The 22757-nt window shown below is 62.2% G+C and carries 20 protein-coding genes and 1 pseudogene; 10 read left to right on the forward strand and 11 right to left on the reverse strand.

Annotation, left to right across the window (positions count from 1 at the left end):
• Positions 1-235 (reverse strand): transposase (locus MKZ40_RS07420; RefSeq protein ID WP_282627825.1); only part of this gene is annotated, 235 nt, incomplete at its 3' end.
• Positions 236-363: 128 nt separating this feature from the next.
• On the opposite strand from MKZ40_RS07420, the gene MKZ40_RS07425 reads away from it, so the two are divergent.
• Entirely contained in the window at positions 364-1329 is a 966-nt protein-coding gene (locus MKZ40_RS07425; protein ID WP_282627826.1) for a GGDEF domain-containing protein, read from the forward strand.
• A gap of 78 nt (positions 1330-1407) precedes the next feature.
• Here the strand turns inward: MKZ40_RS07425 and MKZ40_RS07430 are convergent, their stop codons facing one another.
• Complete coding sequence (locus tag MKZ40_RS07430; protein WP_175090090.1) at positions 1408-2319, reverse strand: LysR substrate-binding domain-containing protein; 912 nt, start codon at positions 2317-2319, stop codon at positions 1408-1410.
• A gap of 331 nt (positions 2320-2650) precedes the next feature.
• Between MKZ40_RS07430 and MKZ40_RS07435 the strand changes: the two genes are divergently transcribed.
• The 5 genes and pseudogenes from MKZ40_RS07435 to MKZ40_RS07455 all read left to right on the forward strand — a co-directional run bounded on the left by MKZ40_RS07435 (position 2651) and on the right by MKZ40_RS07455 (position 8822).
• On the forward strand, positions 2651-3634 hold the full coding sequence (locus tag MKZ40_RS07435; RefSeq protein ID WP_175090091.1) for a DMT family transporter: 984 nt from the start codon (positions 2651-2653) through the stop codon (positions 3632-3634).
• A gap of 302 nt (positions 3635-3936) precedes the next feature.
• Entirely contained in the window at positions 3937-4992 is a 1056-nt protein-coding gene (locus tag MKZ40_RS07440; RefSeq protein ID WP_175090153.1) for a helix-turn-helix domain-containing protein, read from the forward strand.
• Positions 4993-5197: 205 nt separating this feature from the next.
• Positions 5198-5821, forward strand: a pseudogene (locus tag MKZ40_RS07445) (trimeric intracellular cation channel family protein); the annotation flags it as partial.
• Between the two features lie 443 nt (positions 5822-6264).
• Positions 6265-7155: a LysR family transcriptional regulator gene (locus MKZ40_RS07450; protein ID WP_175090093.1), complete on the forward strand. Its 891-nt coding sequence runs from the start codon at positions 6265-6267 to the stop codon at positions 7153-7155.
• A 248-nt stretch (positions 7156-7403) separates the two neighbouring features.
• Positions 7404-8822 (forward strand): nuclease-related domain-containing protein, encoded by a 1419-nt coding sequence (locus tag MKZ40_RS07455; RefSeq protein ID WP_175090094.1) that lies wholly within the window; start codon positions 7404-7406, stop codon positions 8820-8822.
• A gap of 123 nt (positions 8823-8945) precedes the next feature.
• Here the strand turns inward: MKZ40_RS07455 and MKZ40_RS07460 are convergent, their stop codons facing one another.
• The 3 genes from MKZ40_RS07460 to trxA all read right to left on the reverse strand — a co-directional run bounded on the left by MKZ40_RS07460 (position 8946) and on the right by trxA (position 11806).
• On the reverse strand, positions 8946-9929 hold the full coding sequence (locus tag MKZ40_RS07460; protein WP_175090095.1) for an alpha/beta fold hydrolase: 984 nt from the start codon (positions 9927-9929) through the stop codon (positions 8946-8948).
• Positions 9930-10160: 231 nt separating this feature from the next.
• Entirely contained in the window at positions 10161-11279 is a 1119-nt protein-coding gene (locus MKZ40_RS07465; RefSeq protein WP_175090096.1) for an L-dopachrome tautomerase-related protein, read from the reverse strand.
• A gap of 203 nt (positions 11280-11482) precedes the next feature.
• Positions 11483-11806, reverse strand: coding sequence for a thioredoxin (gene trxA, locus MKZ40_RS07470; RefSeq protein ID WP_054557199.1), 324 nt, complete (start codon positions 11804-11806; stop codon positions 11483-11485).
• A 501-nt stretch (positions 11807-12307) separates the two neighbouring features.
• Here trxA and MKZ40_RS07475 point away from each other — a divergent pair.
• The 4 genes from MKZ40_RS07475 (at position 12308) to chrA (ending at position 16720) form a co-directional block, all read left to right on the forward strand.
• Positions 12308-12658, forward strand: a complete 351-nt coding sequence (locus MKZ40_RS07475) for a metalloregulator ArsR/SmtB family transcription factor (protein ID WP_342357201.1) — start codon at positions 12308-12310, stop codon at positions 12656-12658.
• Between the two features lie 114 nt (positions 12659-12772).
• Positions 12773-13822 carry an ArsJ-associated glyceraldehyde-3-phosphate dehydrogenase gene (locus MKZ40_RS07480; protein ID WP_175090154.1) on the forward strand — a complete coding sequence of 350 codons (1050 nt, stop codon included), beginning with the start codon at positions 12773-12775 and terminating at the stop codon, positions 13820-13822.
• 1 nt (position 13823) lies between these two features.
• Positions 13824-15143 (forward strand): organoarsenical effux MFS transporter ArsJ, encoded by a 1320-nt coding sequence (arsJ, locus tag MKZ40_RS07485; RefSeq protein ID WP_175090097.1) that lies wholly within the window; start codon positions 13824-13826, stop codon positions 15141-15143.
• Positions 15144-15457: 314 nt separating this feature from the next.
• A complete protein-coding gene (gene chrA, locus MKZ40_RS07490; protein WP_175090098.1) occupies positions 15458-16720 on the forward strand; it encodes a chromate efflux transporter in 1263 nt (420 codons plus the stop codon).
• Positions 16721-16837: 117 nt separating this feature from the next.
• Here the strand turns inward: chrA and MKZ40_RS07495 are convergent, their stop codons facing one another.
• From MKZ40_RS07495 to MKZ40_RS07520, 6 genes are all read right to left on the reverse strand, one after another.
• Positions 16838-18043, reverse strand: coding sequence for a GAK system CofD-like protein (locus MKZ40_RS07495; RefSeq protein WP_175090099.1), 1206 nt, complete (start codon positions 18041-18043; stop codon positions 16838-16840).
• Positions 18044-18242: 199 nt separating this feature from the next.
• Positions 18243-18917: an HAD family phosphatase gene (locus tag MKZ40_RS07500; RefSeq protein WP_175090100.1), complete on the reverse strand. Its 675-nt coding sequence runs from the start codon at positions 18915-18917 to the stop codon at positions 18243-18245.
• Entirely contained in the window at positions 18910-20097 is a 1188-nt protein-coding gene (locus MKZ40_RS07505) for an ABC transporter ATP-binding protein (RefSeq protein WP_175090101.1), read from the reverse strand. The genes MKZ40_RS07500 and MKZ40_RS07505 overlap by 8 nt, the downstream gene beginning before the upstream one ends.
• Positions 20097-21077, reverse strand: coding sequence for an ABC transporter permease (locus tag MKZ40_RS07510; protein ID WP_217485891.1), 981 nt, complete (start codon positions 21075-21077; stop codon positions 20097-20099). Before MKZ40_RS07510 ends, MKZ40_RS07505 begins: the two co-directional genes overlap by 1 nt.
• Positions 21061-21909, reverse strand: a complete 849-nt coding sequence (locus tag MKZ40_RS07515) for an ABC transporter permease subunit (RefSeq protein ID WP_175090102.1) — start codon at positions 21907-21909, stop codon at positions 21061-21063. Before MKZ40_RS07515 ends, MKZ40_RS07510 begins: the two co-directional genes overlap by 17 nt.
• The gene (locus MKZ40_RS07520; protein WP_175090103.1) at positions 21909-22742 is read right to left on the reverse strand and encodes an alkaline phosphatase family protein; all 834 of its coding nucleotides are present in this window, start codon (positions 22740-22742) and stop codon (positions 21909-21911) included. The genes MKZ40_RS07515 and MKZ40_RS07520 overlap by 1 nt, the downstream gene beginning before the upstream one ends.
• Between the last annotated feature and the right edge of the window lie 15 nt (positions 22743-22757).

Below are 22757 nucleotides of genomic sequence, written 5' to 3' on the forward strand. Positions count from 1 at the left end.
CTCGCCGCAGCTTGCGCTTCAGTTCCTGGATCTCACGCTGTTCCGGCGTCAGAGCCTCACCTTTCAGCGGCGCCTTGCCTGCCCGCTCAGCGCGAAGCCTGCGAACCCAATACTCCATGGTGGATTTTCCAACCCCCATGGCCTCACACGCCGCCTTCAGCGTGTAGCCCTGGTCGACCACGAGCTGGGCCGCTTCCAAGCGAAATTCCGGGCTAAAAGTTCTCTTCTTCGTCATCATCTGCACCTGATTGTCTCTGTGAGCCATCATACACTCAAAGTCAGGTGGCCAGATTCACTGTGCCACTACAAGCCATCGTCATTCGCGTCGGGGTCATGACACCCATCACCTTGTTCGGCCTATACGTGCTCAAGCGTGGCGTTTCACCGATTATGCGTGAGATGTTGATGACTGGGCTCATCTGCCTCGCGATGATTTTGACTGCCTTGTTGCTTCAGGTGTCAGCCTCTGCGCATTCCTTCCTCGACCTGTTCGCACTCGGTCTTATCGTGCTGGTGGGCAATGTCCTGTTTCAGCTGCGCTTCTGGTATGCCCTGTGCTCCTCGATCTTTCATTTCAGCGTGATGCTGTATCTGGTTACCACGCATCCCACGCCTTCCGATTCGGCGGGCTTGATGGCCTTCATGGTGTTCTTTTCCATTACTCTGTTTTCGATCATTGCCAATCTACGCAGCGAAAAGGCCGAGCGTCTTGCCTACCTGTTGCTGCTACGCGAGCAGCTCAGGGTCGAGGAGTTCACTGAAAAGAGTGAAGAGTTTCGGCGTCTGGCATCGATCGACCCCTTGACCGAAGTCTATAACCGGCGTCACTTCGACAGTCTCGTGAACTCCCTGCCCGGCAAGCAGGCCGGCAGTCGACTCCAGTGCGCTGTGGCCATGATCGATGTCGACCATTTCAAGGCCTACAACGACCACTACGGCCACGTGAAAGGGGACCAGTGCCTCAAGCGTATCGCGACGGCCATCTCTGAAAGTGTGCACCCTGATGTCGATATCGTGGCGCGTTTCGGGGGTGAGGAGTTCGTGGTGCTACTTCCATTTTGTACATCGCAGCAGGCACTGGCTCGCGCAGAAGAGATTTGCCGCCATGTTCGCGACCTGGCGCTTTCGCACGCGGGGAATTCACGCCACGATATTGCCACCGTCAGTATCGGGGTTTCTGCCACAGGCACCGGCCAGAACTGCAGCTTCGAGACCATCCTGAAGCAGGCGGATGAGGCGCTTTATCGTGCCAAGGCCTCGGGGCGAGATCGCTGCGAGCTGTTTGCTCAGCAGAATCAGCAAGCGCTGGGCCGAGCCTTCGCCGGCTAGCGTCGTGGTGATGTGGTGATGTCGTTGTGTCGTTGTGTCGTTGTGGAGTCTGGGTCGAGCGCCCAAGGGGGTGTTCGCTCACGTCTTGTGTGACAGCCCCAGCTGCTGGCGAAGCCACGGCAGCATGATCTGCTCTGCCTGATGCGCCCGTGCGCCGGGGTAGACCAGATGGAATCCCTGGCCCTGATCCGGCAGGCCACACAGGGTGACCAGTTGCCCCTTCGCGATGCCTTCCGCCGCCATCAGGCGCGGTGTCAGCGCGATACCCTGATCCGCCAGAGCGGCATCGATCGCGAGACTGGTGTGATTGACCCAGAGGCGATCGGCCTTCTCCAGGCCCGAGAAGTGCGCCGCAAAGGTATGCCACCCCTGATGGCTGTCCTCGATCAATACGCACCCGCGCATATCGAGCCTATCCAGTCGCTCGCCCAGCTGTTCCCGATAGCCGGGACTGCAAACGGCGATACGCTCAAGCCCCGTCAACCATATTGCCTTGAGTCCGGCGTCATGCTGGCCATAGCCCTGGCGGATGGCGAGATCGACCCCGTCCTGATGCAGATTCGAAAGGCCCTCGCTTGCATGTACCCGCAGTTGCCATTCGGGATGTGCGTGGCGAAAGCTTGCCAGACGGGGCATCAGCCACTTGGCGGCAAAGGAGGGGGGGACGCTCAATGACAGGGTGGTGTCAGCGGGGTCATGGATGACATCGCGCACGGCCTTATCGATATTGCCCAGCGCCAGGGCGATCTGCTCATGGAAGCGCTGGCCCGCGTGAGTCAATGCCAGACCACGCGGGAGACGATGGAAAAGCTTTATCCCGAGCTGTGTTTCCAGCTCGCGTACACGCTGCGCCACGGCGCTCTGGGTGAGCGACAGCTCTTGCGCCGCGCGGCGAAAGTTGAGATGGCGCGCTGCTGCATCAAAGGCCGGCAGCGCGCCCAGGCGCAGTTTCGTGTTCAGGTTCTTGCTCATGTTCAGGGGCGTGCTCATGTTCAGGCTCATGTTAAGCGCCATGGGCGCTTGGCCGGCCGAGGGCGACGATACCCCTTCGGCACCAGCACGCTATCCGAGCGTGAAGCCGGCGCACCACGAGTGTCGCCTAATGAGATGAGAGTGAAGATTTTCTACACGGTAATGCAAATAATGCACGCTTGTCGCGACGCGGAGCACAGCCGAACATGGCGCTATCGGCCAAACATGGTGCCGCCGGCCAAACATGGTGCCGCCGGCCTCACATGACGCTATCGCCCCCCACATGGCGCTATCGCCAGGGGTGCCATGTGGTTGGCTCCCCAAGTATCCTCGCCACAAGGAGTCCCCCATGCCTCGCTCACGATTCTCGGCACATCTTGCCTTTCTGGCGCTCGGTATCATCTGGGGCAGCAACTTCCTGTTCATGAAATGGGCAGCGGAGTGGATCACCCCGGGTCAGGTGACACTGCTGCGTGTCGTGGCAGGCTTCATCCCCTTGGCCCTTTATGCTGCCTGCCAAGGCGTCCTGCACCGGGCGCACTGGCGCCATCTACATCACTTCGTTGTCATGGCGCTGTTGGCGACGGCGCTGTACTACCTGGCATTCGCCTATGGCAGTTCGGTATTGCTGTCGAGTGTCGCGGGCATGCTCAGCGGCGCCATTCCGCTCTTCACCTTCGTGGCGGCGGCCCTGTTCCTGCGCAACGAGCCGATCAATGCACGTTCGATCACCGCCACCTTGCTCGGCATCATCGGTATCGCGTTGATTGCCCGCCCATGGCAGGGGCTGCAGGCGGATGTCTCGTTGGCGGGCGTGGCTGCCATGCTTGGCGGCGCGTTGTGTGTCGGCTTGTCATTCGTCTATGCCAAGCGCTTCGTGATGCCGTTGGCGATCCCTTCGCTGGCCCTGGCTACTTATCAGACTGGGATAGCCACTCTGCTGCTGCTCGCTGTCATTGATCTTGAGGGTATCCTGGCGCTGAGCAACGACGGCGTTGCCTTGACCGGGCTGGTAATCGGCCTCGGGGTGTTGGGAACCGGCGTGGCCTATGTGCTTTATTACTTCATCGTCGGCGAACTTGGCGCCATCAAGGCCTCTGGTGTAACCTACCTGCCTCCGGTGGTCGCCGTCATCATCGGTGTGCTGCTGATAGGAGAGCCCATCCGCGGACTCGACCTGCTGGCAATGGCGATCATTCTGGTGGGCGTCATCCTGTTGCAATCCGCGCGACAGATGCAGGAGGTAGCGCCTCCCAATCCAGATGACTTCGAAACTGAACAGGTATTGCCACGTTCAGGTGGCCTCGAGACCTCGAATCACTCGGCGCGATGATCAACACCTGGGATCACGATTGAGGCCGCAGCAGAGAAGCACGGCTGAGCATCGCAACTGCATTTCGCGATAGTGACGGGGAATGATCGAACGCCTGTTGCTGCACCCTGCCTGTGAGCGGGGTACAGCATCATGTTTCATCCGGTGTGACCTGTCTCAACCCTGTGCCACTTACCTCGAATGCATGACACGGGTAAGGTTGAGGAAAATGGCCACAGGTTGATGAAATTTGCCTCATGTCTGAACCGCAGTCCGCCCCCTCTGAATCCTCCGGGCTTTCAGAACAGCCCGCGCCATTCCTCATGCTTCCTCGAGCGTCGGCGTCGGAGTCTCTCTCTGCGCCGTATCCGCGCCCGGATTCACCGCCGCTGCTGGCGCCGGGGGCCGCCGAGCACACGCTGAATGTCTGGTTGGTGCCGCGCTTCTCGATGTTGACGTTGTTTTGTCTGCTGGAACCGCTACGGGTCGCCAATCGCTTCGGACGGCCGCTGTTCGCCTGGCGCCTGCTGTCCAGTGATGGCGAGGCTGTCGTGGCCAGCAATGGCGTACGCATCGACGTCGATGGTGCCTTGTCGTCTCTGGTCGATGAGCCGTCGTCGGGTGGCCAGGGTGGGGCGCAGACGCGCTTGATGGTGGTGTCATCCTACGGGCCGGAAGTCAGCGTCGGCAGCCAGGCGCGTGGCGTGATTCGTCATCTGGCAGCCCACGGCGCCTGGTTGGGAGGCTTGGACACCGCTCCCTTCATTCTGGCGCGCGCCGGGGTGCTCGCCGGTCATCGGGTCGCCCTGCATTGGGAGAGCGTGCCGGCCTTTCGCGAGGAATTTCCTCAACTCGAGATCAGTCAGGCCGACTATGAATGGCAGGGCGAGCGGCTGACGGGGTCTGGCGGCGCGGCCAGTATCGACATGATGCTGGCGTGGATCGAGTTTCTGTACGGGCCGTCGCTGGCGGACGCCGTCGGGTGGCAGCTGGTGCATCAGCGCGGACATCTGGCCACGCCTGCTGCGGTCAGCACTCGAGACGATTCGCTGCCACGTAGTGTGGTCAAGGCGCTGGCCGTGATGGAGGCCAATCTTGCCCAGGTGCTCTCGATCCCCGACATCTGCCGTCTGGTCGGCCAATCCCAGCGCCAGTTGACGCGTCTGTTCATGGCGCATTTTGAGGAAACGCCCAAGCAGCGCTATCTCGGCATGCGCCTGGATCATGCGCGGTGTGTATTGGCCGACAGCAGTCGCAGCGTTTCCCAGGCGGCCCTCGGCGTCGGGTTCGCGCATCTGGCGCACTTCTCGCGTGCCTATCGTCAGCGATTCGGGGAGCCGCCCAGCGCGACCGCCCGCCGTGGTCAGGTCTCGCCCTGAAGCGGCCCACCATCCTGCGCTCCCTGAAGGTGGCGCGGATGACATGAGGGCGCAAAAAAAGCCGCCAAAGGGAGTATGATCGCGCCGCTGCGCCGAAACGCCATCGCAGCAGACGACTTGGCAGAAGAGGCCATCACGGTTCGCGACAAGCATATACGCCATTGTTTCATGCGCACGCCAGCGCACTGCAGGAGGCTTCACGAGAATGAACTGGATAACCTGGCTCGACCTGGCCGGTGTGATGATCTTTGCCCTGACCGGTGTCGTCGTGGCGTGCCGTTCACGCATGGACCCGATCGGCATGCTGGTACTGGGTGCCGTGACCGGTATCGGCGGTGGTACGCTGCGTGATCTCGTGCTGGGGATCGGCCCGGTGTTCTGGGTCGAGCAGCCGATCTATCTGTGGGTCATCCTGTTGACGGTGCTGGTGGCGACGCTCGGCTTTCATTATATCCATCGCCTGACGCGGGTTTTCCTACCGGTCACCGATGCCTTCGGGTTGGCGCTGTTTACGGTGTTGGGCGCACACAAGGCGCGCATGCTGGGCGTGGATGGCATCGTGGCCGTCCTGATGGGCACCATGAGCGGCGTGGCGGGTGGCATGATCCGCGATGTGCTCGCACGTCGTGTACCGATGGTGCTGCGTCAGGAAATCTATGCCTCCGCGTCGCTGGCGGGTGGCATTCTCTATATCGCGCTTCTCGAGGCTGGCGTTGGCCTGGCGTGGGCCACCGGCGCTGCCATCGTGCTGATACTGGCGATTCGCCTGCCGGCGATCTATTGGCATTTGACCTTGCCGACCTTTGCCTGGGTGATCATTTCGCCTCCTCCACTGGCTTCGCAGCCCGCAGGTCATGGGCATGGCCCATCCTTATCGGGAGGAGAGGGCAATGGCTCGGCATCTGAGGATAGGGTCGATGGTACGGCGGCTGAGAAAGGTGGGAATTCGCACGCACCAATCGAGGACAAGCCTTCTCGGTGCTCGGAATTCGCGACGACGCTGGGCGGCTCGATCGGCACCAGCGATGTTCCCCCTTCTGATCAGTTGGAGACGCCTCCTGCGCCACCTTCATTGCCGCGGCGCACGCCCAAGGCACGCGTCAGGATGTTGCGCCCCGGAGAGCGTCGGCGTGGCGGGTTCTAGGCGATCCTTTTGCTGGGTGATTTTATCGGCAAGCAATATTGCAAAAGCGATCCTGATGCGGATGATTATTGTGATTTCTGCAAAGATGCATGGGACCATGCATCTTGCACTTTCAAGGAGATCACAGCATGCGCAGCCGTTCGGATGACCTCGAGTTGCTACTGGCCGTGGTGGATAGCGGGGGCTTCAGCGCCGCCGCCAATCGGTTGAACATTCCGGTGGCCAAGGTATCGCGGGCCATCCAGCGCCTGGAGGGTGAGCTGGAAACGCCGCTGCTGAATCGCACCACACGCAGCGTGGCACTGACCGATGAGGGGCGCGGCTTCGTCGAGCGCGTGCGCGAGGGCTTGTTGCTGCTCGGCAGTGCCGAAGAGGCTCTGTTGCAGCAGCGCGATCAGCCCAGCGGGCGGCTGCGCGTCGATGCCGCGAGCCCCTTCGTGCTGCATCAACTGGTGCCGCTGGTCGCGGAGTTCTCCCGTTGCTATCCCGGCATCGCGCTGGAGCTGTCAGCGGCCGATGACATCATCAATCTGCTGGAACAGCGTACCGATGTGGCCATCCGCATCGGCGAGCTGGATGACTCCACGCTGCACGCCAAGGTACTGGGCCGCTCCACGCTGCATCTGGTCGCAAGCCCTGCCTATCTGGCCGAGCATGGCGTGCCGTCCAGTGTCGCGGCGCTGCAGGCCCATCAGCTGCTGGGGTTCCTGCCCCCCAGTCGTCTCAATCGCTGGCCGCTCAAGGGTGCCGCACAGGGCTTCGACACGACCCCTCATCTGCCGACCACCAGTGGCGAAGTCATGCGTCAGCTGTGCCTGGCGGGACATGGTATCGCCCTGATCTCGCGCTTCATGCTGGGCAATGATCTCAAGACCGGCGCTCTGGTGGAAGTGTTGCCCGGGCAGGTCCAGAGTCCCAATCCCCGCGAGCAGATCCAGGCGGTCTATTACCGCAACAGCACGCTGTCGCCACGCATCAGCGCCTTCGTCGAGTTTCTCGCCACCCGCCTGACGCTGTGAGTGGCTGATGTCTGGCGCCCCAGACTTGCCCTGACAACAGCGGATAAAGGGGCGCTGATTTGTCCTGGCACAGAGTTTTAACGATTATCCCGCACCTGAAGCATGGCAGTGAAGTCGGGCTGATTTAAATAAAGTTTATAATCTCTTGATGAAATCTGTTTATTGACGCATGTTGCATGGCGTATTTTACGGGCAATAGCGATATATTGGGCTGAGAAGGATGTAATCAGCGCTTCAGGGACGAGCAGATGATAGCCAAGGAAAAAGAGGCCTACAGTGGCGACGATGAGCGCGCCAGATATGGTCACCGCCAGGAAGAGGATGTGGCCTTCCATCTACGGCGTGCCTTCGGGGACGACCCCGAGGTCGTGATCTTCAATGATCTGCGACTGAAACATGGTGAAGAGAATGCCCAGATCGATCATCTGGTCATGCATCCCTTCGGCTTCATCATCATCGAGTCGAAAAGCATCACTGGTGAAGTCAGGGTCAATGCGGCAGGTGAATGGCAGCGCAGCTATCGGGGCAATTGGTCTGGGCTCAAGTCACCACTGCGTCAGGCGGAATTGCAGCAGGATATTCTCAAGCGCCTGTTGATCGAGCATCGCGCTCGTTTGATGAACAAGACCCTGGGGCTGCAAGGCGGCTTTGCCGGTCGACAATGGAAAGTGCTGTGCGCCGTCTCAAGCAATGCCATCGTGCACCGTGACGATATGGCCAAGGGGGTCTCGGCTCAGGTGGTGAAGCCGGAGTTTCTCCACGAGCAGGTCAGTGGTCTGATCGGGGCGCGCTCGATGGTCAAGCGTGCCTTGCTGTTCGATACGCGTCCGGAGTTCACCAAGGATGAGCTTGAACGTGTCAGCGAGTTCCTGCTCAAGCAGGACGCTCGTTCGCGTCGCGCGCATGCCGTCGAGAGCGTTCGTCGCGAGGTGAGCCGTCGCCCGCAGCCGGCAGCGAAGACACCAGACGCCGCTGACAGTACCGCGAGTCGATGGGCGGTCAATGAGGGTAGTATCCGCGAATCTGACAGCAAAGCCCTCGCCAACAAAGACCTCGCTAACAAAGATCTCGGTAACAACGGCGCGGGCTACAGTACTCATGGCGGCAATGGCATTGGCGACAATTTTCTTGGCAGCAATGGGCGTGGCGAACAGGAGCGCGGCCGCCAGGAACGCTGTAAAAAGAGGCAGGGAGGCGATTCGAATGCAGTGGCAGTTGCCATCCCCGCTGCTGCGGCAGTCAATGAGGTGAAGGCAAGCGCCGAGAGCGTCGCTCTGCCCAAAGCCGAATCCGGAGCCGAAACATCAGCGCCGTCAGCCGAGGCACCTGTCGGGTCGCCAATGCCTGAAGCGTGTCTGGCCTCGCCACAGTTGAGCGAGCATCTCGACAGAATCACCGCACGCCTGAAGGCTTCCGCCACCACGCAAGCGCCACCGGAAGTGCGAGTCCAGTGCCAGAAATGTCAGGAAAAAGATGCACTGCTGGGGCGTTACGGCCCCTACGGCTATTACGTCAAATGTCGGGTCTGCAACGCCAATACATCACTCAAGCAGGGCTGTCCGGCCTGCGAGCATCACAGCGTACGCCTGAGCAAGTCCGGGGCGGTCTACTCGGGGCAATGCCCGCAATGTGAGCACGAGTTCGTGATATTCCGACAGCCCGATTGATGTGGTGTCTTGCAGACAGACAGCGACAGTACGACAACGGCAGAATGACGACGACAGCATGACAGCGGCAGCCCTCGGGCTGCCGTCTTGCGTATTGCGGCCATGGAACTCGCATTGGCGGCTTCATTCCTTCCGAGCGGCTGCTGCCTGGCGTTCCAGCCAGTCGATCATCAGCGGCCAGTGGCTGTCTCGATGCTGGCGGCGAAAGAACCCCATATGCCCGATGGGCCCCGTAGCGTGTTGGCGTGGGTCGATCTGATGGCGCTCCAATGTGGCTTGCGTGAAATAGCCGGTCAGCAGATCAATGCCGGGGGCCGTCGCCCAAGGGTCATCGTCAAAGCCCAATACCAGCAACGGCTGGGTGACTCTGGCGAAACGGCGCTCGGCCTGCATGGAAGGATCATCGAAGAAGTAGCGTGGCAGGCTGGTCCAGCGACTCCACTCAAGGGCGACGCCGCGGGGCAGGTTCTCGCCGATGCCGAGTCGCCGCCCCGGCACATAGCCCAGGGTGCGCGATGTCAGTGGACCGATCACCTTGAGCAGGGCCGTGACCCGAAGGCGCTCGCCAAGCGGCTTGATGAAATGCAGGCAGCCTGCGTGGGAGGCCACCAGCGCCGCGGCACTCAGCAGGCGGCTCGAGTCACTCAGGCCCACGGCGTGACCACCGATGCTGTGGCCCACTGCCAGAAGCGGCAACTCTGGCCAGCGCTGTGCGGCCCAGCGGGTCACGCCCTCGACATCCTGATCGATCCAGGTGGACATGCTGGCGGCGAAGCCACGCAGTGTGGGAGGCGCCGAGCGGCCGATGCCGCGATAGTCGTAGCGCACCACTTGGAAGCCGCGGCTGGCCAGCGCCTGCGCGAAGGCGCGATAGATGGACTGCGGCACGCCAGTGGCGGGGTGGAGAAGGACGACGCCCTTTACGCTGGCGCGATGCAGGTCAGGCTCATGCACGCTCGCCGCGAGGCGATAGCCGTCTGCCGCCGCAATCTCGTACTCGTGTTCACCATTTGAGCGGGCGGGGTGTTGTGCCGTGTCGTGATTCTGTGGCGCTGTTGAAAGCGCACTGGCAGTAGCGGGGCAGGTATCCGGCAAGCGTTCGGTCATGGCGATCTGGTCTCTTTTTTATTTTGGGCTGGGCTTGTCATTAGGCTGTCTTGACACGCTGCTGGTCAGTGCAAATTCAAACGTTTGTTTGTCGTCAGTATTGTTCAGTCCTCCTGCAAGTGTCCAGCAGGGTTTCAACAGGATGAGAAACGACAACGCCCGCATTCCTGACCAAGGAATGCGGGCGTTGTCGTTCAGAGGGTCGACTCGATGGACCTCTTTATAGCCGTCTCAATTATCGACCGGCCAGACCTTGAAGATACGGTATGGCGCCTGGCCGCTGTCCTTGCCGTCATTGAAGGGCGGCGTGCTGTCGAGCTGGTTGACGGTGACATAGAGCCAGCCGTCGGCTGCCATGCGCACGCCATCCGGCCAGTCGAGACGCTCATCGCGCACCAGCGGCGTCAGTTTGCCATCGGCGCCCAGTACATCCAGCCCATGCTGATTGAGGTTGGTGAAGTAGTGGATGCCCCCGGCGGTATCCGCGCCATCGGAAACGGGCTTGTCGCCGACGCGCGTGATGGCAGCGGCGATGGTGGCGTGATCGGCGCCTTCGCGCAGCAGTCTGGCCGGTACGCTATACCAGCTGTGGCCGGTCATGGCGCCGAAGAAGATTGTCTCGCCATCACCGGACAGCGTGATCGGGTCGACGCCGACCTTGGCAGGCTTGCCATTGAACTGGATGTCCTTGCCATTGATCTTGAGCTTGGCACCGGGTTCTGCCTCAAGCGCCGGATGCTCGCCGAAGCGGGTGGCCTCGCCGCTCTCCAGGTCAACGGTGATCAAGCCCGGATTGGCGATGTCTGCCAGATAGGCCACGCCACGGCTGCGGTCCACCGCCAGGTCCTGCACGAAGCTACCCTCGGGGGCGATATTCGCCGGCAAAGTCAGCTTGGTGATCAGCTTGCCCGAGGCAATATCGAAGCCCCACAGGCGGGTCTTGCCCAGATGCAGCCCCATGTCGGTGATCCAAAGCCCGCCTTGGCCATCCTGGTAGATGCCCAGCGGGGAATCGATGTTGGCGTCGCTGTAGCGGCCAGCATGCGTCTGCAAGGCGGGGGAGGGCCAGGCGCGGTAGCTGTTCTGGCCGGTGATCTCGACCAGCTGCACATCGTGGTCCCCATCCATCGGGTGGATGGTGGCGAAGACCTGTCCATTGGGCGTCACTGCCACATTGCCGGGGCGAATCTGCATGACGGCGACAGAGCGCATCTCACCGTAGGCAGGCCCGGCCTTGAGCGCTGAGGTGGTGGCCGGCAGCGTCGTATGGCCGTTGGCACAGCCCGTCAGCAGGCCAGTAAGCAGGGCGATCATGCCCAGATGTCGGGGCGAACGGACGGGGTCGGGCATCAATGTTTCCTTGTCGTGATAATGCTGGTGTTACTGTCGCGATGAGCGATATCTTGAAGTCAGGGATTTCTCGATGACGATAATTTCCTGAAAAATCATGGGTATAGAGTAACCTAAAGCACCGTGCAGACCAAAAAAACGCCCTCATGGAGGGCGTTTTTTTCATTGCAGCGTCTGTGCCTTGCGGCCAGCGGCCGATTCGATCAGGCGTGACGCGAGATCATGGCATCGAAGTTTTCCTTCGGCTGGACACCGGTCAGGGCTTCGAGCTTCTCGCCGGACTTGAACAGCGCGATGGTTGGCAGTCCGCGGACGCCATTCTGGGCGGCGAGGTCCGGTGCATCATCGACATTGATGGCAACGACCTTGAGAGCATCACCCTGTTCTTCGGCGATGGATTCGACGATCGGGTCGAGCATCTTGCACGGGCCGCACCACGGTGCCCAGAACTTGACCAGTACCGGCTGCTCGCTCTCGATGACTTCCTGGGTGTAGTTGCTATCGACGACTTGTGCGAAATCCGCCATTTGTCTCTCCTGTGCATCACGAGGGATGCGTGATTCAAAAGGGCACTTGGTGTGCTTGATGGGCACACACTAACGCTGCTCGACTTTTGTTCGCAAGCGCATTCGCTTTTGAGGCCAGGCAACATATGCGTGCCGTTTGCGCAACAGTGGCGAGGGTGTGGCCACCTATCCGCTGCTACACCGAGCCAAGCGACACTCTGAACGTGCTTCATTCGCCCTCCATTTACCCTTCACTCGCTGTCCATCGCTGCCATTGATTCACGCACCGGCTGTCATCCAACTTTCATGCATGTGTCACTTGATATATGGAAAAACATATATATGATATTTCATATATCACCGCGCTTCAGCCGGCTGGCAGGCAACCTGCCTTGCCATGCGTCAGGTGCCGGTGAGAGGGAATCGGGAGGGGATCAAGATGGCTCAGGCATACGCGAGGACATCGCCATGAAACCGTCAACCCATGACGCTATTGATGGGGTGGGCGGCATGGCGGCCTGCCTGACACCTTTGCAGGTCTTCAAGTGCCTTGCCGAGGATACTCGCCTGACCGTCGTGCAGCTGTTGGCTCAGATGGAAGAGTTGTGTGTCTGCGAGCTCATCTGGCTGTTGGAACAGCGCGCCATGCCCATCTCCCAACCCAAGGTCTCGCGGCATCTCGCCCAGCTGAGAGATGCTGGCCTGCTGACCAGTCAGCGGCGTGGCCAGTGGGTGCACTACCGCCTGGCACCTGATCTACCGGCCTGGTGCCATCAGATTCTCGCGACTCTCTGTCAGGCCAACGCCCGCGAGGTGTCGCGCTGGGTGGCGTGGCTGGAGACGATGCCCAACCGCCCTGTGCGCTGCTGCTGAGCGCACAGGGCGAAGAACGTTAGCCGAATCCTTTCGAACACTCTCAAGGAAATGCCCATGTGTCCTGCTCATAGCGCTCCGTCCTATTCCTCGTCCATCACCGTGCCGGAGGGCATGCCGGCCCTGCGCGTCGGCATCAACGGTTTCGGACGCATCGGTCGTCTCGCGCTGCGCGCGCTGTGGAAGCTGCGCGAGGATATCGCGCTGGACGTGGTGCGTATCAATGACCCGGGTGGCGATGCCGCGACCTTCGCTCATCTGCTGGAATTCGATTCCGTGCATGGCCAGTGGTCGTCGGGTGCCGGTATCACCAGTGACGCGGACTCCATCACCCTCGATGGTCAGCGCACGGCATTCTCAAGCCAGCGTGAGATCGGTGACACCGACTGGTCAGGCTGCGATGTGGTGATCGAGGCCTCCGGCAAGAAGAAGAGCACCGAGGTGCTGAACGCCTATCTCGAGCAGGGCGTCACGCGGGTCGTGGTCTCCGCGCCGGTAAAGGAAGAGGGCGTGCTCAACATCGTCATGGGCGTCAACGACCACCTCTACAACGCCGAACAGCATCGCATCGTGACGGCGGCCAGCTGCACCACCAACTGCCTGGCACCGGTGATCAAGGTGATTCAGGCGCAGTTCGGCATTCGTCATGGCTCCATGACCACCGTGCACGACATCACCAATACCCAGACGATTCTGGATGCGCCGCACAAGGACCTGCGCCGCGCGCGGGCCTGCGGCATGAGCCTGATTCCGACGACCACCGGTTCCGCCAAGGCGATCAGTGCCATCTTCCCGGAACTGGAAGGCCGCTTGAACGGCCACGCCATTCGCGTGCCGCTGGCCAATGCCTCGCTGACCGACATGGTGTTCGAGCTCAACCGCGAAGTGACGGTGGATGAGGTCAATCAGGCGCTGCAGTGCGCGGCAGAAGGCGAACTGGCCGGCGTGCTGGGCTACGAGACACGTCCGCTGGTGTCGATCGATTTCCGTACCGATTCCCGCTCCAGCATCATCGATGCGCCCTCGACCATGGTGGTCGCGGGTACCCAGCTCAAGCTGTACGCCTGGTATGACAACGAGTGGGGCTATGCCAATCGCACCGCAGAGCTGGCGCTGAAAGTGGGTCTGGGTGATCTGGCCGACGCCAGTACACGGGAGCGCTGACATGCTTGCCCGCCTGCGAGAGCTGCCCCATGAGGTGCGCCAGTACCTGCTGGTGACGGGGAATTACTGGGCCTTCACGCTGACGGATGGCGCACTGCGCATGCTGGTGGTGCTGCATTTCCATTCGCTGGGCTATTCGGCGCTGGATATCGCGCTGCTGTTCCTGTTCTACGAAGCCTTCGGTGTCGTCACCAACCTGGTCGGCGGTTGGCTGGGGGCAAGGCTTGGCCTCAATCGCACCATGAATGCCGGGCTTGCGATGCAGCTGGTGGCGCTCGGCATGCTGTTGGTGCCGGAGCCCATGCTGACGGTGATCTGGGTGATGATCGCCCAGGCGCTGTCGGGCATCGCCAAGGATCTCAACAAGATGAGCGCCAAGAGCGCCATCAAGGTGCTGGTGCCGAAGGGGCAGCAGGCGGCGCAGTCGCAGAGCTCGCTGTATCGCTGGGTCGCGCTGCTGACCGGTTCCAAGAATGCTCTCAAGGGTCTGGGCTTCTTCCTCGGTGGCGCGGCGCTCAGCCTCATCGGCTTCCAGGGCACGGTGTTGGCCATGTGGCTGATGCTGGCTGTGGTGCTGGTGCTGTCCCTGCGCAAGCTCTCGGCATCACTGGGGCAGAGCAAGGCCAGCCGCAAGCCGGCGTTTCGTGAGATGTTCTCGACCTCGCGAGCGGTCAATGTGCTGTCGGCGGCGCGCATGTGTCTGTTCGCTGCACGCGATGTCTGGTTCGTGGTCGCCTTGCCGGTCTATCTGGCCGAGGTACATGGCTGGAACTTCTGGACAGTCGGTATCCTGATGGCCGCGTGGGTGATCGGTTACGGCGGGGTGCAGACCCAGGCCCCGCGCATCACCGGGCCGATCGCGCGTCGCTTGCACGGTGATGCAGGCGTGCGCTGGATGACCGTGCTGCTGGCTGGTGTGCTGGCCTTGTTGCCCGCGCTGATGGCGAGCATGTCGCTGGATGTGCAGCAGGGAGTCGACAGGACTGCGGCCATCCTGCTGGGGCTGGCACCTCTCGAGTGGCTGATCATCGGCCTGCTGGTGTTCGGCGTCATCTTTGCGGTCAATTCCAGTTGGCACAGCTACCTGATCGTGCGCTTCGCGCGCAGTGAAGGCGTGTCGATGGATGTCGGCTTCTATTACATGGCCAACGCCATGGGGCGCCTGCTGGGCACCTTGCTGTCCGGCTGGCTCTATCAGGCCTATGGGCTGGAAGCCTGCCTGTGGTGGTCGGCGGCGCTGGTGGCGGCGAGCGCCGTGATGGCCATCGCACTGCCCCCTGACACGCAGCATGCCTCCACTCAGAAGACGTCGGCTACCTGATGCGCCATGACTAAAGGCGCCTTGCGCTTGATGACCCGGTGCCATAAGGCGTGTTGCTGACGCCTGAGCCAGTATGCAGAAAGCACTCCTACAGGAAGCCCTCCCCATTGATGGGAAGGGCTTCCTGTCATCTGGCGGCGATAGTCTGGTGGGTGATGCAAGGGGCGAGAATCAGGACATTGCGCATTCACCTGATGTCACCGTAGCGTCAGCAAGTGAAGAATCTTTGTATATCTCTCACATAAGTCCCTGATATAAGCTCCTGGCTGGATTTCCGGTCGTTAGCCTTTTCTTTCCGTTCCAAGAGAAACGTCATGTCACATCCGGATGAAACTGCAAGGCGTGAGCGCGACCCTGCGACGCCTGATGCCCCGCTTGCGAGCGACAAGACGCGGCGCAGTGAAGTGCTGCGCACCTTCTTCACGCTGGGACTGACCAGCTTCGGCGGCCCGATTGCCCACCTCGGATACTTCCACGATGAGCTGGTACGCAGGCGAGGCTGGTTGAGTGACAAGGCCTACGCTGAGCTGGTCGCGCTCTGTCAGTTTCTGCCGGGGCCGGCCAGCAGTCAGGTCGGGTTCGCGCTGGGCATGGTGCGTGGCGGTGGCGTGATGGGTGGGCTGCTGGCATGGATCGGCTTCACCTTGCCGTCTGCGCTGGCGTTGCTGGTATTGGCACTGGTGGCCGGCAGCCTCGAAGGGCCGCTGGCCTCCGGGGTGATCCACGGCTTGAAGCTGGTAGCGGTGGCCGTCGTCGCCCAGGCGATCTGGGGCATGGCACGCAAGCTGTGCCCGGATTTGCGGCGTACCTGTCTGGCGCTGTTGGCCATGCTGGGCCTGGCGCTGGCACAGAGCGCCTGGACCCAGGTCGGGGTGATCGCGATGGGCGCAGTGCTCGGCAGCCTGCTGTGTCGTGATGACAAGGCAGCATCCGTGCGCCAGCAAGCCCAGGCCGCGGGGCTGTCACTGCCGGTCTCGCCGCGCCTGGCGCGCTACTGCCTGATCGCGTTCTTCGTGTTGTTGATCGGCCTGCCGCTGGTGGCCTCCGGCAGTCTGGTCGATATCTTCTACCGTGCCGGGGCGCTGGTGTTCGGGGGCGGGCATGTGGTGCTGCCGCTATTGGAGGCCTCTACCGTCGAGACGGGGCATATCGCGGCCGATACCTTCCTCACCGGCTATGGCGCCGCCCAGGCGGTGCCGGGGCCGCTGTTCACCTTTGCCGCCTGGCTGGGGGCTGGCATGGCGCAGGTGGACGGCGGTTCGGCACTGCTCGGTGCCGTCATTGCGCTGTTGAGCATCTTCCTGCCGGGGATTCTGCTGCTGATCGGTGTGGCGCCTTTGTGGGGGCGTCTGCGTGCACGTGCCGGGGCGCGCGCTGCGCTCGCCGGCGCCAATGCAGCCGTGGTGGGCGTGCTGGGCATGGCGCTCTATGACCCGCTGTGGACCACCAGCGTGCTGAGCCGTATGGACATGGTGATCGCGCTGGCCGCCTTCATCGCTCTGACGCGTTTTTCGCTGGCACCCTGGAAGCTGGTGCTGGGGATGGTGATCCTCGGCGCCCTTCGTGGCGTGATCTAAGTCTCGACGTCGTATCTGGCAAAAGAACGCCCCCGTCTGCTGTTGGCAGGCGGGGGCGTTCTTGTCTGCAGAGCAGTTCATGCATAGCAACTCATGCCGAGCGTCTCGCGGTTGGTGTCACACCAGCGACAACAGCGCGGTGACCAGCAGCTCGTTGTCGTAGTAGGGTGCGCTCTGCTCGCTGATCAAACGGGTGTCGATCACGGTGATGCCCATGCGCTCGAGCGCCTCGATGCAGGGGCCGCCGGGATAGTCACCGCGCTGGCTGTCGAGGAGCACGATGTTGAGCAGGTTCTCGGTGGGGCAGTCTTCCATGCGGCCGGTCAGGTCGGCACACAGGGTGTCGAGCAACACGCTGACCAGCTCATCCATGCGTTTGCCGGTCTGCTCCGGGTCCGGGCAGCAGTTGGGGATGTAGACCTTGGGGCAGGGGTTGGCCAGCACTGCGCGCCCGACGCCCTTGGGCAGCAGATTGGCGAGCACGCTGGAGTAGAAGCTACCGGGAGGGAAGCAGATCAGTTCGGCCGACTCGATCAACTGGCGATTGTTGGCGTGCAGCTCCGGCACCACGGGCACATGCTGGTCGCCCTCTGTCGCGGCCAGGCGCATGCGCGCGATGGGCGAATCGAGAGGGGCGACTTCCTTGCCGGTGATGCGGTGCTGACCGATGATCTCGCGGCCATCTTCCAGCGTTGCCGCCAGATGGAAATCGGCATTGACCACGGCGCGCACCGTACCGCGCACGTGTACCAGCTTGGAGAACAGGAAGATGATCTGATCCAGCTGCTGGTGATGGTTCAGATAGCCACCGGCAATGATCAGGTTGCCGATGCTGGCGCCGCGCAGATCGAAGCCTTCCGGCATGGCGTCGATGAGAAAGCCCAGCTGATGGCAGATCAGGGTGCGCATCGGTTCCGCGACCGCCATGGTCAACGGATGACGTCCGGCTGCCAGCTCGCGCAGCGTGGCGTGCAGCATCTCCGGGCGCGCTTCACGCGGCAGGCGGTGGGTAAACAGGCGATAGATGTCGGGATGGCCCAGGACACTGTCATCGGCCAGCGCCATCAGGCGTGAACGCAGGTCGCCGATGGCGGGCATCGAGAAGGCGTCGCGCAGTTTGGCTGAGCTGCCACCGGAGTCGAACGGCGTCACCAGATGGATGCTGTGGTGGGTATAGCGGGTCAGGGTGCGCGAGACCCCGGTCAGTGCGGTGCCGCCACTGAAGAACAGCACGCGCGGGCCGACTTCGGGGGCTTTCAGATAGCGCCTGACGCGCATGGGATCGGGTACACGTGCGATCCGACTGACCCTGACCTTGGCCATTGCATGGCTTCCTTTATGCTTGCATTTTTGGCATAGAGTGCCTTTTTTTACGCCCAGCGTCGCCTATTATGCACTTTCTCTCAATTCCAGCGCAGGGACTCTCGATTCCCGTCCAGTCTCTCAATTCCAGCGCAGGAGCTCTCGATTCCAGCCCAGCGTCTCTTGCTGCCAGCCTCTCTCATTACCAACCCGGTTTCCTTCATTGCCAACGTAGTGTCTGCCAGGCGCGCTGTTGCGCCAGGTTGGCAAGGGTCGGGTCCGGGTGGACGGCGAAGGGGTGATCGACGAATTCCAGCAAGGCCAGATCATTGCGTGAATCCGAGTAGCCCCAGCTGGGCACTCCAGTGCTGTGGCTGGCGTGTTGCCGTTGCCATGCCTTGAGTGCCGCGAGCTTGCCCTCGCGGAAGGTCCGAATGCCACAGGCCCGCCCGTTGTAGCAGCCTTGCTCGGTCTCAAGGGCCGTGGCCAGGGCCGCGTCCAGCGCCAGGCGCTCGGCGAGGGGGGCGACCAGATGCGCTGTCGAGGCCGAGATGATCACGACCTGATGATTCTGAGCGCGGTGCCAATGGATCCGCTCCAGCCCCTCACGATACAGGCGTGGCATCAGCTCGGCATCGAGAAAGCGTGCCACCTCGGCATCGACCTCACTGACGGCCCGCCCTGCCAGCGGGGCCAGCAGGTGAGTCAGGTGGGTCTCCATGTCGAGCTCACCTGCCACGTAGTCTTGCATCTGTTGTGCCCAGATCGCGAGATATTTCTCGCCATCGACGATCCAGCCCCTCGCGATCAACCAGTCGGTCCAAAGCCCCGTGGCATCGCCCTCGAGCAAGGTGTCGTCAAGATCGAAGATGGCAAGCCCTGTGATGTCAGTCATGGGACACCTGCGTCGTGGTGGCGGTCTCGTTACCGCCCAGCGCCTGAACCTCATCCAGATCGGCGTGCAGTATCACGCGCAGATGGCGCGGCAGTAGCTGCCGAGCACTGCGATTGAGGACATCGACATTCAGGCGCAGTCCCTGACAGTCCACCTCGTAGCGCACGATATTGCCGAGCAGCTGGTGGCGGCGGATCACGCCCGGGCAGCCGGGGCCGGCATTGTCCGGCAAGGGTTGGGTCGGGAAGTTGGCATATTCATCCTGCTGTCCCTGGGGGCTGGTGTCCGGTTGCAGGTACAGCGCTTCCGGACGCACTGCCACGCGCGGGCTGTCGCTTTCGTAGCCGAGCAGCGGGCGCGCCAGCTCGCGACCGATCAGATTGTAATGCCCCATGAAACCTGCCGCCGTGGCATCCACCGGGCGGGTATACAGCGATTCGGCATTGCCCTGCTGCAGGATGCGCCCCTGATGCATCAGGAAGATGCGGTCCGACAGCAGCAGTGCCTCTTCCTGATCGTGGGTCACGAACAGGGTGGTCAGGCCGAGGCTCTTCTGGATATCGCGGATCTGATCACGCAGATGGCGGCGGATACGCGCATCGAGTGCCGACAGCGGCTCATCCAGCAGCAGGATCTGCGGTTCGACCACCAGCGCGCGTGCCAGCGCCACACGCTGACGCTGGCCGCCGGACAACTGGTGCGGGAAGCGTTGCGCCTGATCGGTCAGCTCCACCAGTCTGAGCACCTCGCTGACACGCCGCTCGCGTTCTTCCGGGCGTACCTTCTTCATGCGCAGGCCGAAGGCCACGTTGTCCGCCACCCGCATGTTGGGGAACAGGGCATAGTGCTGGAAGACCATGCCGATGCCGCGACGCTGCGGCGGCAGTGGCGTGATGTCGTGACCATCGACGATGATCTTGCCGGCATCGACATCATTGAGACCGGCGATGGCGCGCAGCAGAGTCGACTTGCCGCAGCCGGAAGGGCCGAGCAGGGTGATGAATTCTCCGCGCGCGATCTCGGCCTCTATCTCGGCGAACACCTGGGTCTTGCCGAAGCTCTTGGCCAGGCCATTGAGCTTTAGGTAGTGCTGGTCGGCGGCACGTTCGCGCAGGGCGCTGGTCAGAAGGCCGCCGGCGCTCTGGCTATCGAATGTGGTGGCGGTGTCGATGGCAAGCATCAGCGGTCCCCTCGGGGTGCGGAGTCTGACGACTGGTGAGTGGTGTGGCGCGGCTCGGGGTCGGCGCTCGGCAGCGGGCCGGGCAAGCCGTCGGTAATGGCGGTGGTCAGCGCCTCATCGGGGTCATCCGCGGGCATCTCCTGCTCGGCGGGCTGACGATTGCCGAGCCAGGTCAGGATCAGGGTGAACACGAACAGGGTGATGACCAGGGCGCTGGTGAAATGGCCGCTGGCGCCGCGGATATTGTTCAGATAGACCTGCAGGGTTTCGAATCGGGTGCCGACCAGCATGTTGGCGAACACGAATTCGCCGGCCAGGAACGAGAAGGCCAGGAAGACGGCAATCTGGATACCGACGCGAATATTGGGCAGTACGACCAGGAAGAACGCCTTGAGCGGACTTGCCCCCAGCAGTTGAGCGGCCTCCATCAGGGAGGCTACATCCAGTGCACGCAGGCTGTTGGCCAAGGCGCGGTACATGAAGGGCAGCACGATGGTGAAGTAGGTGGGTATCAGGATCCACGGCGTACCGACGATGGCCAGCGGGCCGCCTGCGTAGAGCTGCAGAAGGCCGACCGATGACACGATGGGCGGCACGGCAAAGGGTAGCAGGATCAGCCCATTCATCACGCTGTCCAGGCGCGGATAGCGTGTGTGGGCGAGAAATACCACCGGCACGATCAGCAGCAACGACAGTGCCAGCGCGCCGACGGCGACCAGCAGCGAGCGCCCGAACGCCGCCAGAAAACGCGGTGTGGTCCAGAGTTCCAGAAACCATTTCACGGTCAGGGCGTCGGGAGTCAGGCTGGCGCCCCAGCGTGTCGCCAGGGCGTAGAACAGCGTCGCGATCAGCGGCAGTGCCAGCAGCGCGAAGATACTGGTGACGATGAAGGTGTAGAGATTCACGCGGCGCAGGCGTGCCATCAGGCTGGGCAGCAAGGGCTTGCCGTGGCGATAGGGCAGTTCAGCGGGAAGTGACATGGTAGCTCCTGCGCATGAGCCATTGCTGAATCAGCGTGACGATGATGAGAATGACGACCAGCACCAGTGCCAGTGCGCTGGCCAGTTCCGGCTGCAGGAACAGGTCGCCGGAGACCAGGTTGGCGATGCGGATGGTCATCAGGTTGTAGCTGGTGTTCACCAGCGCATAGACGGTGGCGTAGGCGCCCATGGCATTGGCGAACAGCACGGTGAGCGTGCCCGCCAGTGACGGCCACAGCACCGGCAGGCCGATGTGCTGCCAGTAGGCGAGGCGATTGGCGCCCAGCAGGCTGGCGGCTTCACGCCACTCCGTCTTCAGGGTGCTGAAGGCGGGATACAGCAACAGGATGCCCAGCGGAATCTGGAACCAGATGTAGATGACGATCAGGCCGGTGCGCGAGTAGAGATTGAAGTCCTCGAGCAGGCCGAAGCGCTCCAGCATCAGGGTCAGCATGCCGTTGGCGCCCATCAGGATGATGAAAGCGAAGGCCAGCGGGACACCGGCGAAGTTGCTGGTCATGTTGGTGAAGGCGATCATCATGCGCGTCAGACGCGGGCCGCAGCGTTGCATGCTGTGACAGGTCACGGCGGCGATCGCCAGCCCCAGCACGCTGGACATGAAGGAGATCTCGAGGCTGCGCCAGATGGCCTGCCGGAAGAAGGCCGAAGAGGCGATCTCGTGAAAGTTGGCCAGCCCCCAGCCAGTAGGGGTCTTGAAGGCGCTGATCATCACCCACACCAGCGGCGCGATCTGGAAGGCGCCGAAGATCAGTGCAAACGGCAACAGCCACATGACGGGGCTGGTCAGGCGGCGCTTGAAGGCGGCAGACATCACTTGAGGCCTCGCGTGGCAGCATGGCTCGCCAGCAGCGACGGATTGCTCGCCTTGCTGTGCTCGAGTCCCAGCAGTGTGGCCAGGGTGCCGCAGAGCTCGCGTTGCTTGAGATCCGTCGCGGTGGCGTTGGCGAAGGCGGTGCCGAAGGTCCACAGCGGCACGCGACGCTCCTCTTCCAGCAGGCCGGAATGTGAGCGGTCGGCATTCATGCCGTGATCGGCGGTGACCATCACCTGATAGCCGGCTTCCAGCCATGCCGGCAGGTAGTCGGCCAGGGCGACGTCGGCATGCCGCGCGGCGTTGCGGTACTGCGGCGTGTCGCCGCCATGACGATGGCCGGCATCGTCGATGTTCATGCTATGCACCAGCAGGAGATCCGGGTCGTGACGCAGGCGCAGCATTTCGGCGTCACTGAACAGATGGTCATCCGGATAATGATCCTGCCAGTAGAAGATGCCCGCCTGGATGGCGGATTCCGGGTTGTCGAGCCAGCGATGGCGGGCCGGCACGAAGGGGGCCGCGACATAGAGTTCGCTGACCCAGTGATAGGCGGCAGCAGCCGTGCGCTTGCCCTGCTGGCTGGCAAGGTCGAACAGGCTGATGCCGCGTGAGCGGCGCACGATACCGTTGTTGACGATACCTGAGTCGACAGGCAGGTCGCCGGTCAGCAGGCATTCATAGAGCGGGCGCGACATGGCCGGCAGCTCGCAGTCCAGTGATTGATACTGGCCACGGCCGGCCTCTACCAGGGCACTCAGATAGCCCATGGCATGATGACCCACGGCATGGTTGAGGCCGTCGAGCACGACAAGAATGACACGCTGAGACATGGTGACTCCGTGAAG

Origin of the sequence: Cobetia sp. BMC6 (genome assembly GCF_029991385.1) — a bacterium.
Taxonomy (GTDB): Bacteria; Pseudomonadota; Gammaproteobacteria; order Pseudomonadales; family Halomonadaceae; genus Cobetia.

What these genes read in the sequence shown, in the direction of transcription:
- MKZ40_RS07460 (WP_175090095.1), bottom strand. Translation starts at nt 9,929, where the DNA reads ATGACCGAACGCTTGCCGGATACCTGCCCCGCTACTGCCAGTGCGCTT.
- arsJ (WP_175090097.1), top strand. Translation starts at nt 13,824, where the DNA reads ATGCTTGCCCGCCTGCGAGAGCTGCCCCATGAGGTGCGCCAGTACCTG.
- MKZ40_RS07510 (WP_217485891.1), bottom strand. Translation starts at nt 21,077, where the DNA reads ATGTCACTTCCCGCTGAACTGCCCTATCGCCACGGCAAGCCCTTGCTG.
- MKZ40_RS07430 (WP_175090090.1), bottom strand. Translation starts at nt 2,319, where the DNA reads ATGAGCACGCCCCTGAACATGAGCAAGAACCTGAACACGAAACTGCGC.
- MKZ40_RS07505 (WP_175090101.1), bottom strand. Translation starts at nt 20,097, where the DNA reads ATGCTTGCCATCGACACCGCCACCACATTCGATAGCCAGAGCGCCGGC.
- MKZ40_RS07500 (WP_175090100.1), bottom strand. Translation starts at nt 18,917, where the DNA reads ATGACTGACATCACAGGGCTTGCCATCTTCGATCTTGACGACACCTTG.
- chrA (WP_175090098.1), top strand. Translation starts at nt 15,458, where the DNA reads ATGTCACATCCGGATGAAACTGCAAGGCGTGAGCGCGACCCTGCGACG.
- MKZ40_RS07480 (WP_175090154.1), top strand. Translation starts at nt 12,773, where the DNA reads ATGCCGGCCCTGCGCGTCGGCATCAACGGTTTCGGACGCATCGGTCGT.
- MKZ40_RS07435 (WP_175090091.1), top strand. Translation starts at nt 2,651, where the DNA reads ATGCCTCGCTCACGATTCTCGGCACATCTTGCCTTTCTGGCGCTCGGT.
- MKZ40_RS07465 (WP_175090096.1), bottom strand. Translation starts at nt 11,279, where the DNA reads ATGCCCGACCCCGTCCGTTCGCCCCGACATCTGGGCATGATCGCCCTG.
- MKZ40_RS07450 (WP_175090093.1), top strand. Translation starts at nt 6,265, where the DNA reads ATGCGCAGCCGTTCGGATGACCTCGAGTTGCTACTGGCCGTGGTGGAT.
- MKZ40_RS07520 (WP_175090103.1), bottom strand. Translation starts at nt 22,742, where the DNA reads ATGTCTCAGCGTGTCATTCTTGTCGTGCTCGACGGCCTCAACCATGCC.
- MKZ40_RS07455 (WP_175090094.1), top strand. Translation starts at nt 7,404, where the DNA reads ATGATAGCCAAGGAAAAAGAGGCCTACAGTGGCGACGATGAGCGCGCC.
- MKZ40_RS07515 (WP_175090102.1), bottom strand. Translation starts at nt 21,909, where the DNA reads ATGTCTGCCGCCTTCAAGCGCCGCCTGACCAGCCCCGTCATGTGGCTG.
- trxA (WP_054557199.1), bottom strand. Translation starts at nt 11,806, where the DNA reads ATGGCGGATTTCGCACAAGTCGTCGATAGCAACTACACCCAGGAAGTC.
- MKZ40_RS07495 (WP_175090099.1), bottom strand. Translation starts at nt 18,043, where the DNA reads ATGGCCAAGGTCAGGGTCAGTCGGATCGCACGTGTACCCGATCCCATG.
- MKZ40_RS07440 (WP_175090153.1), top strand. Translation starts at nt 3,937, where the DNA reads ATGCTTCCTCGAGCGTCGGCGTCGGAGTCTCTCTCTGCGCCGTATCCG.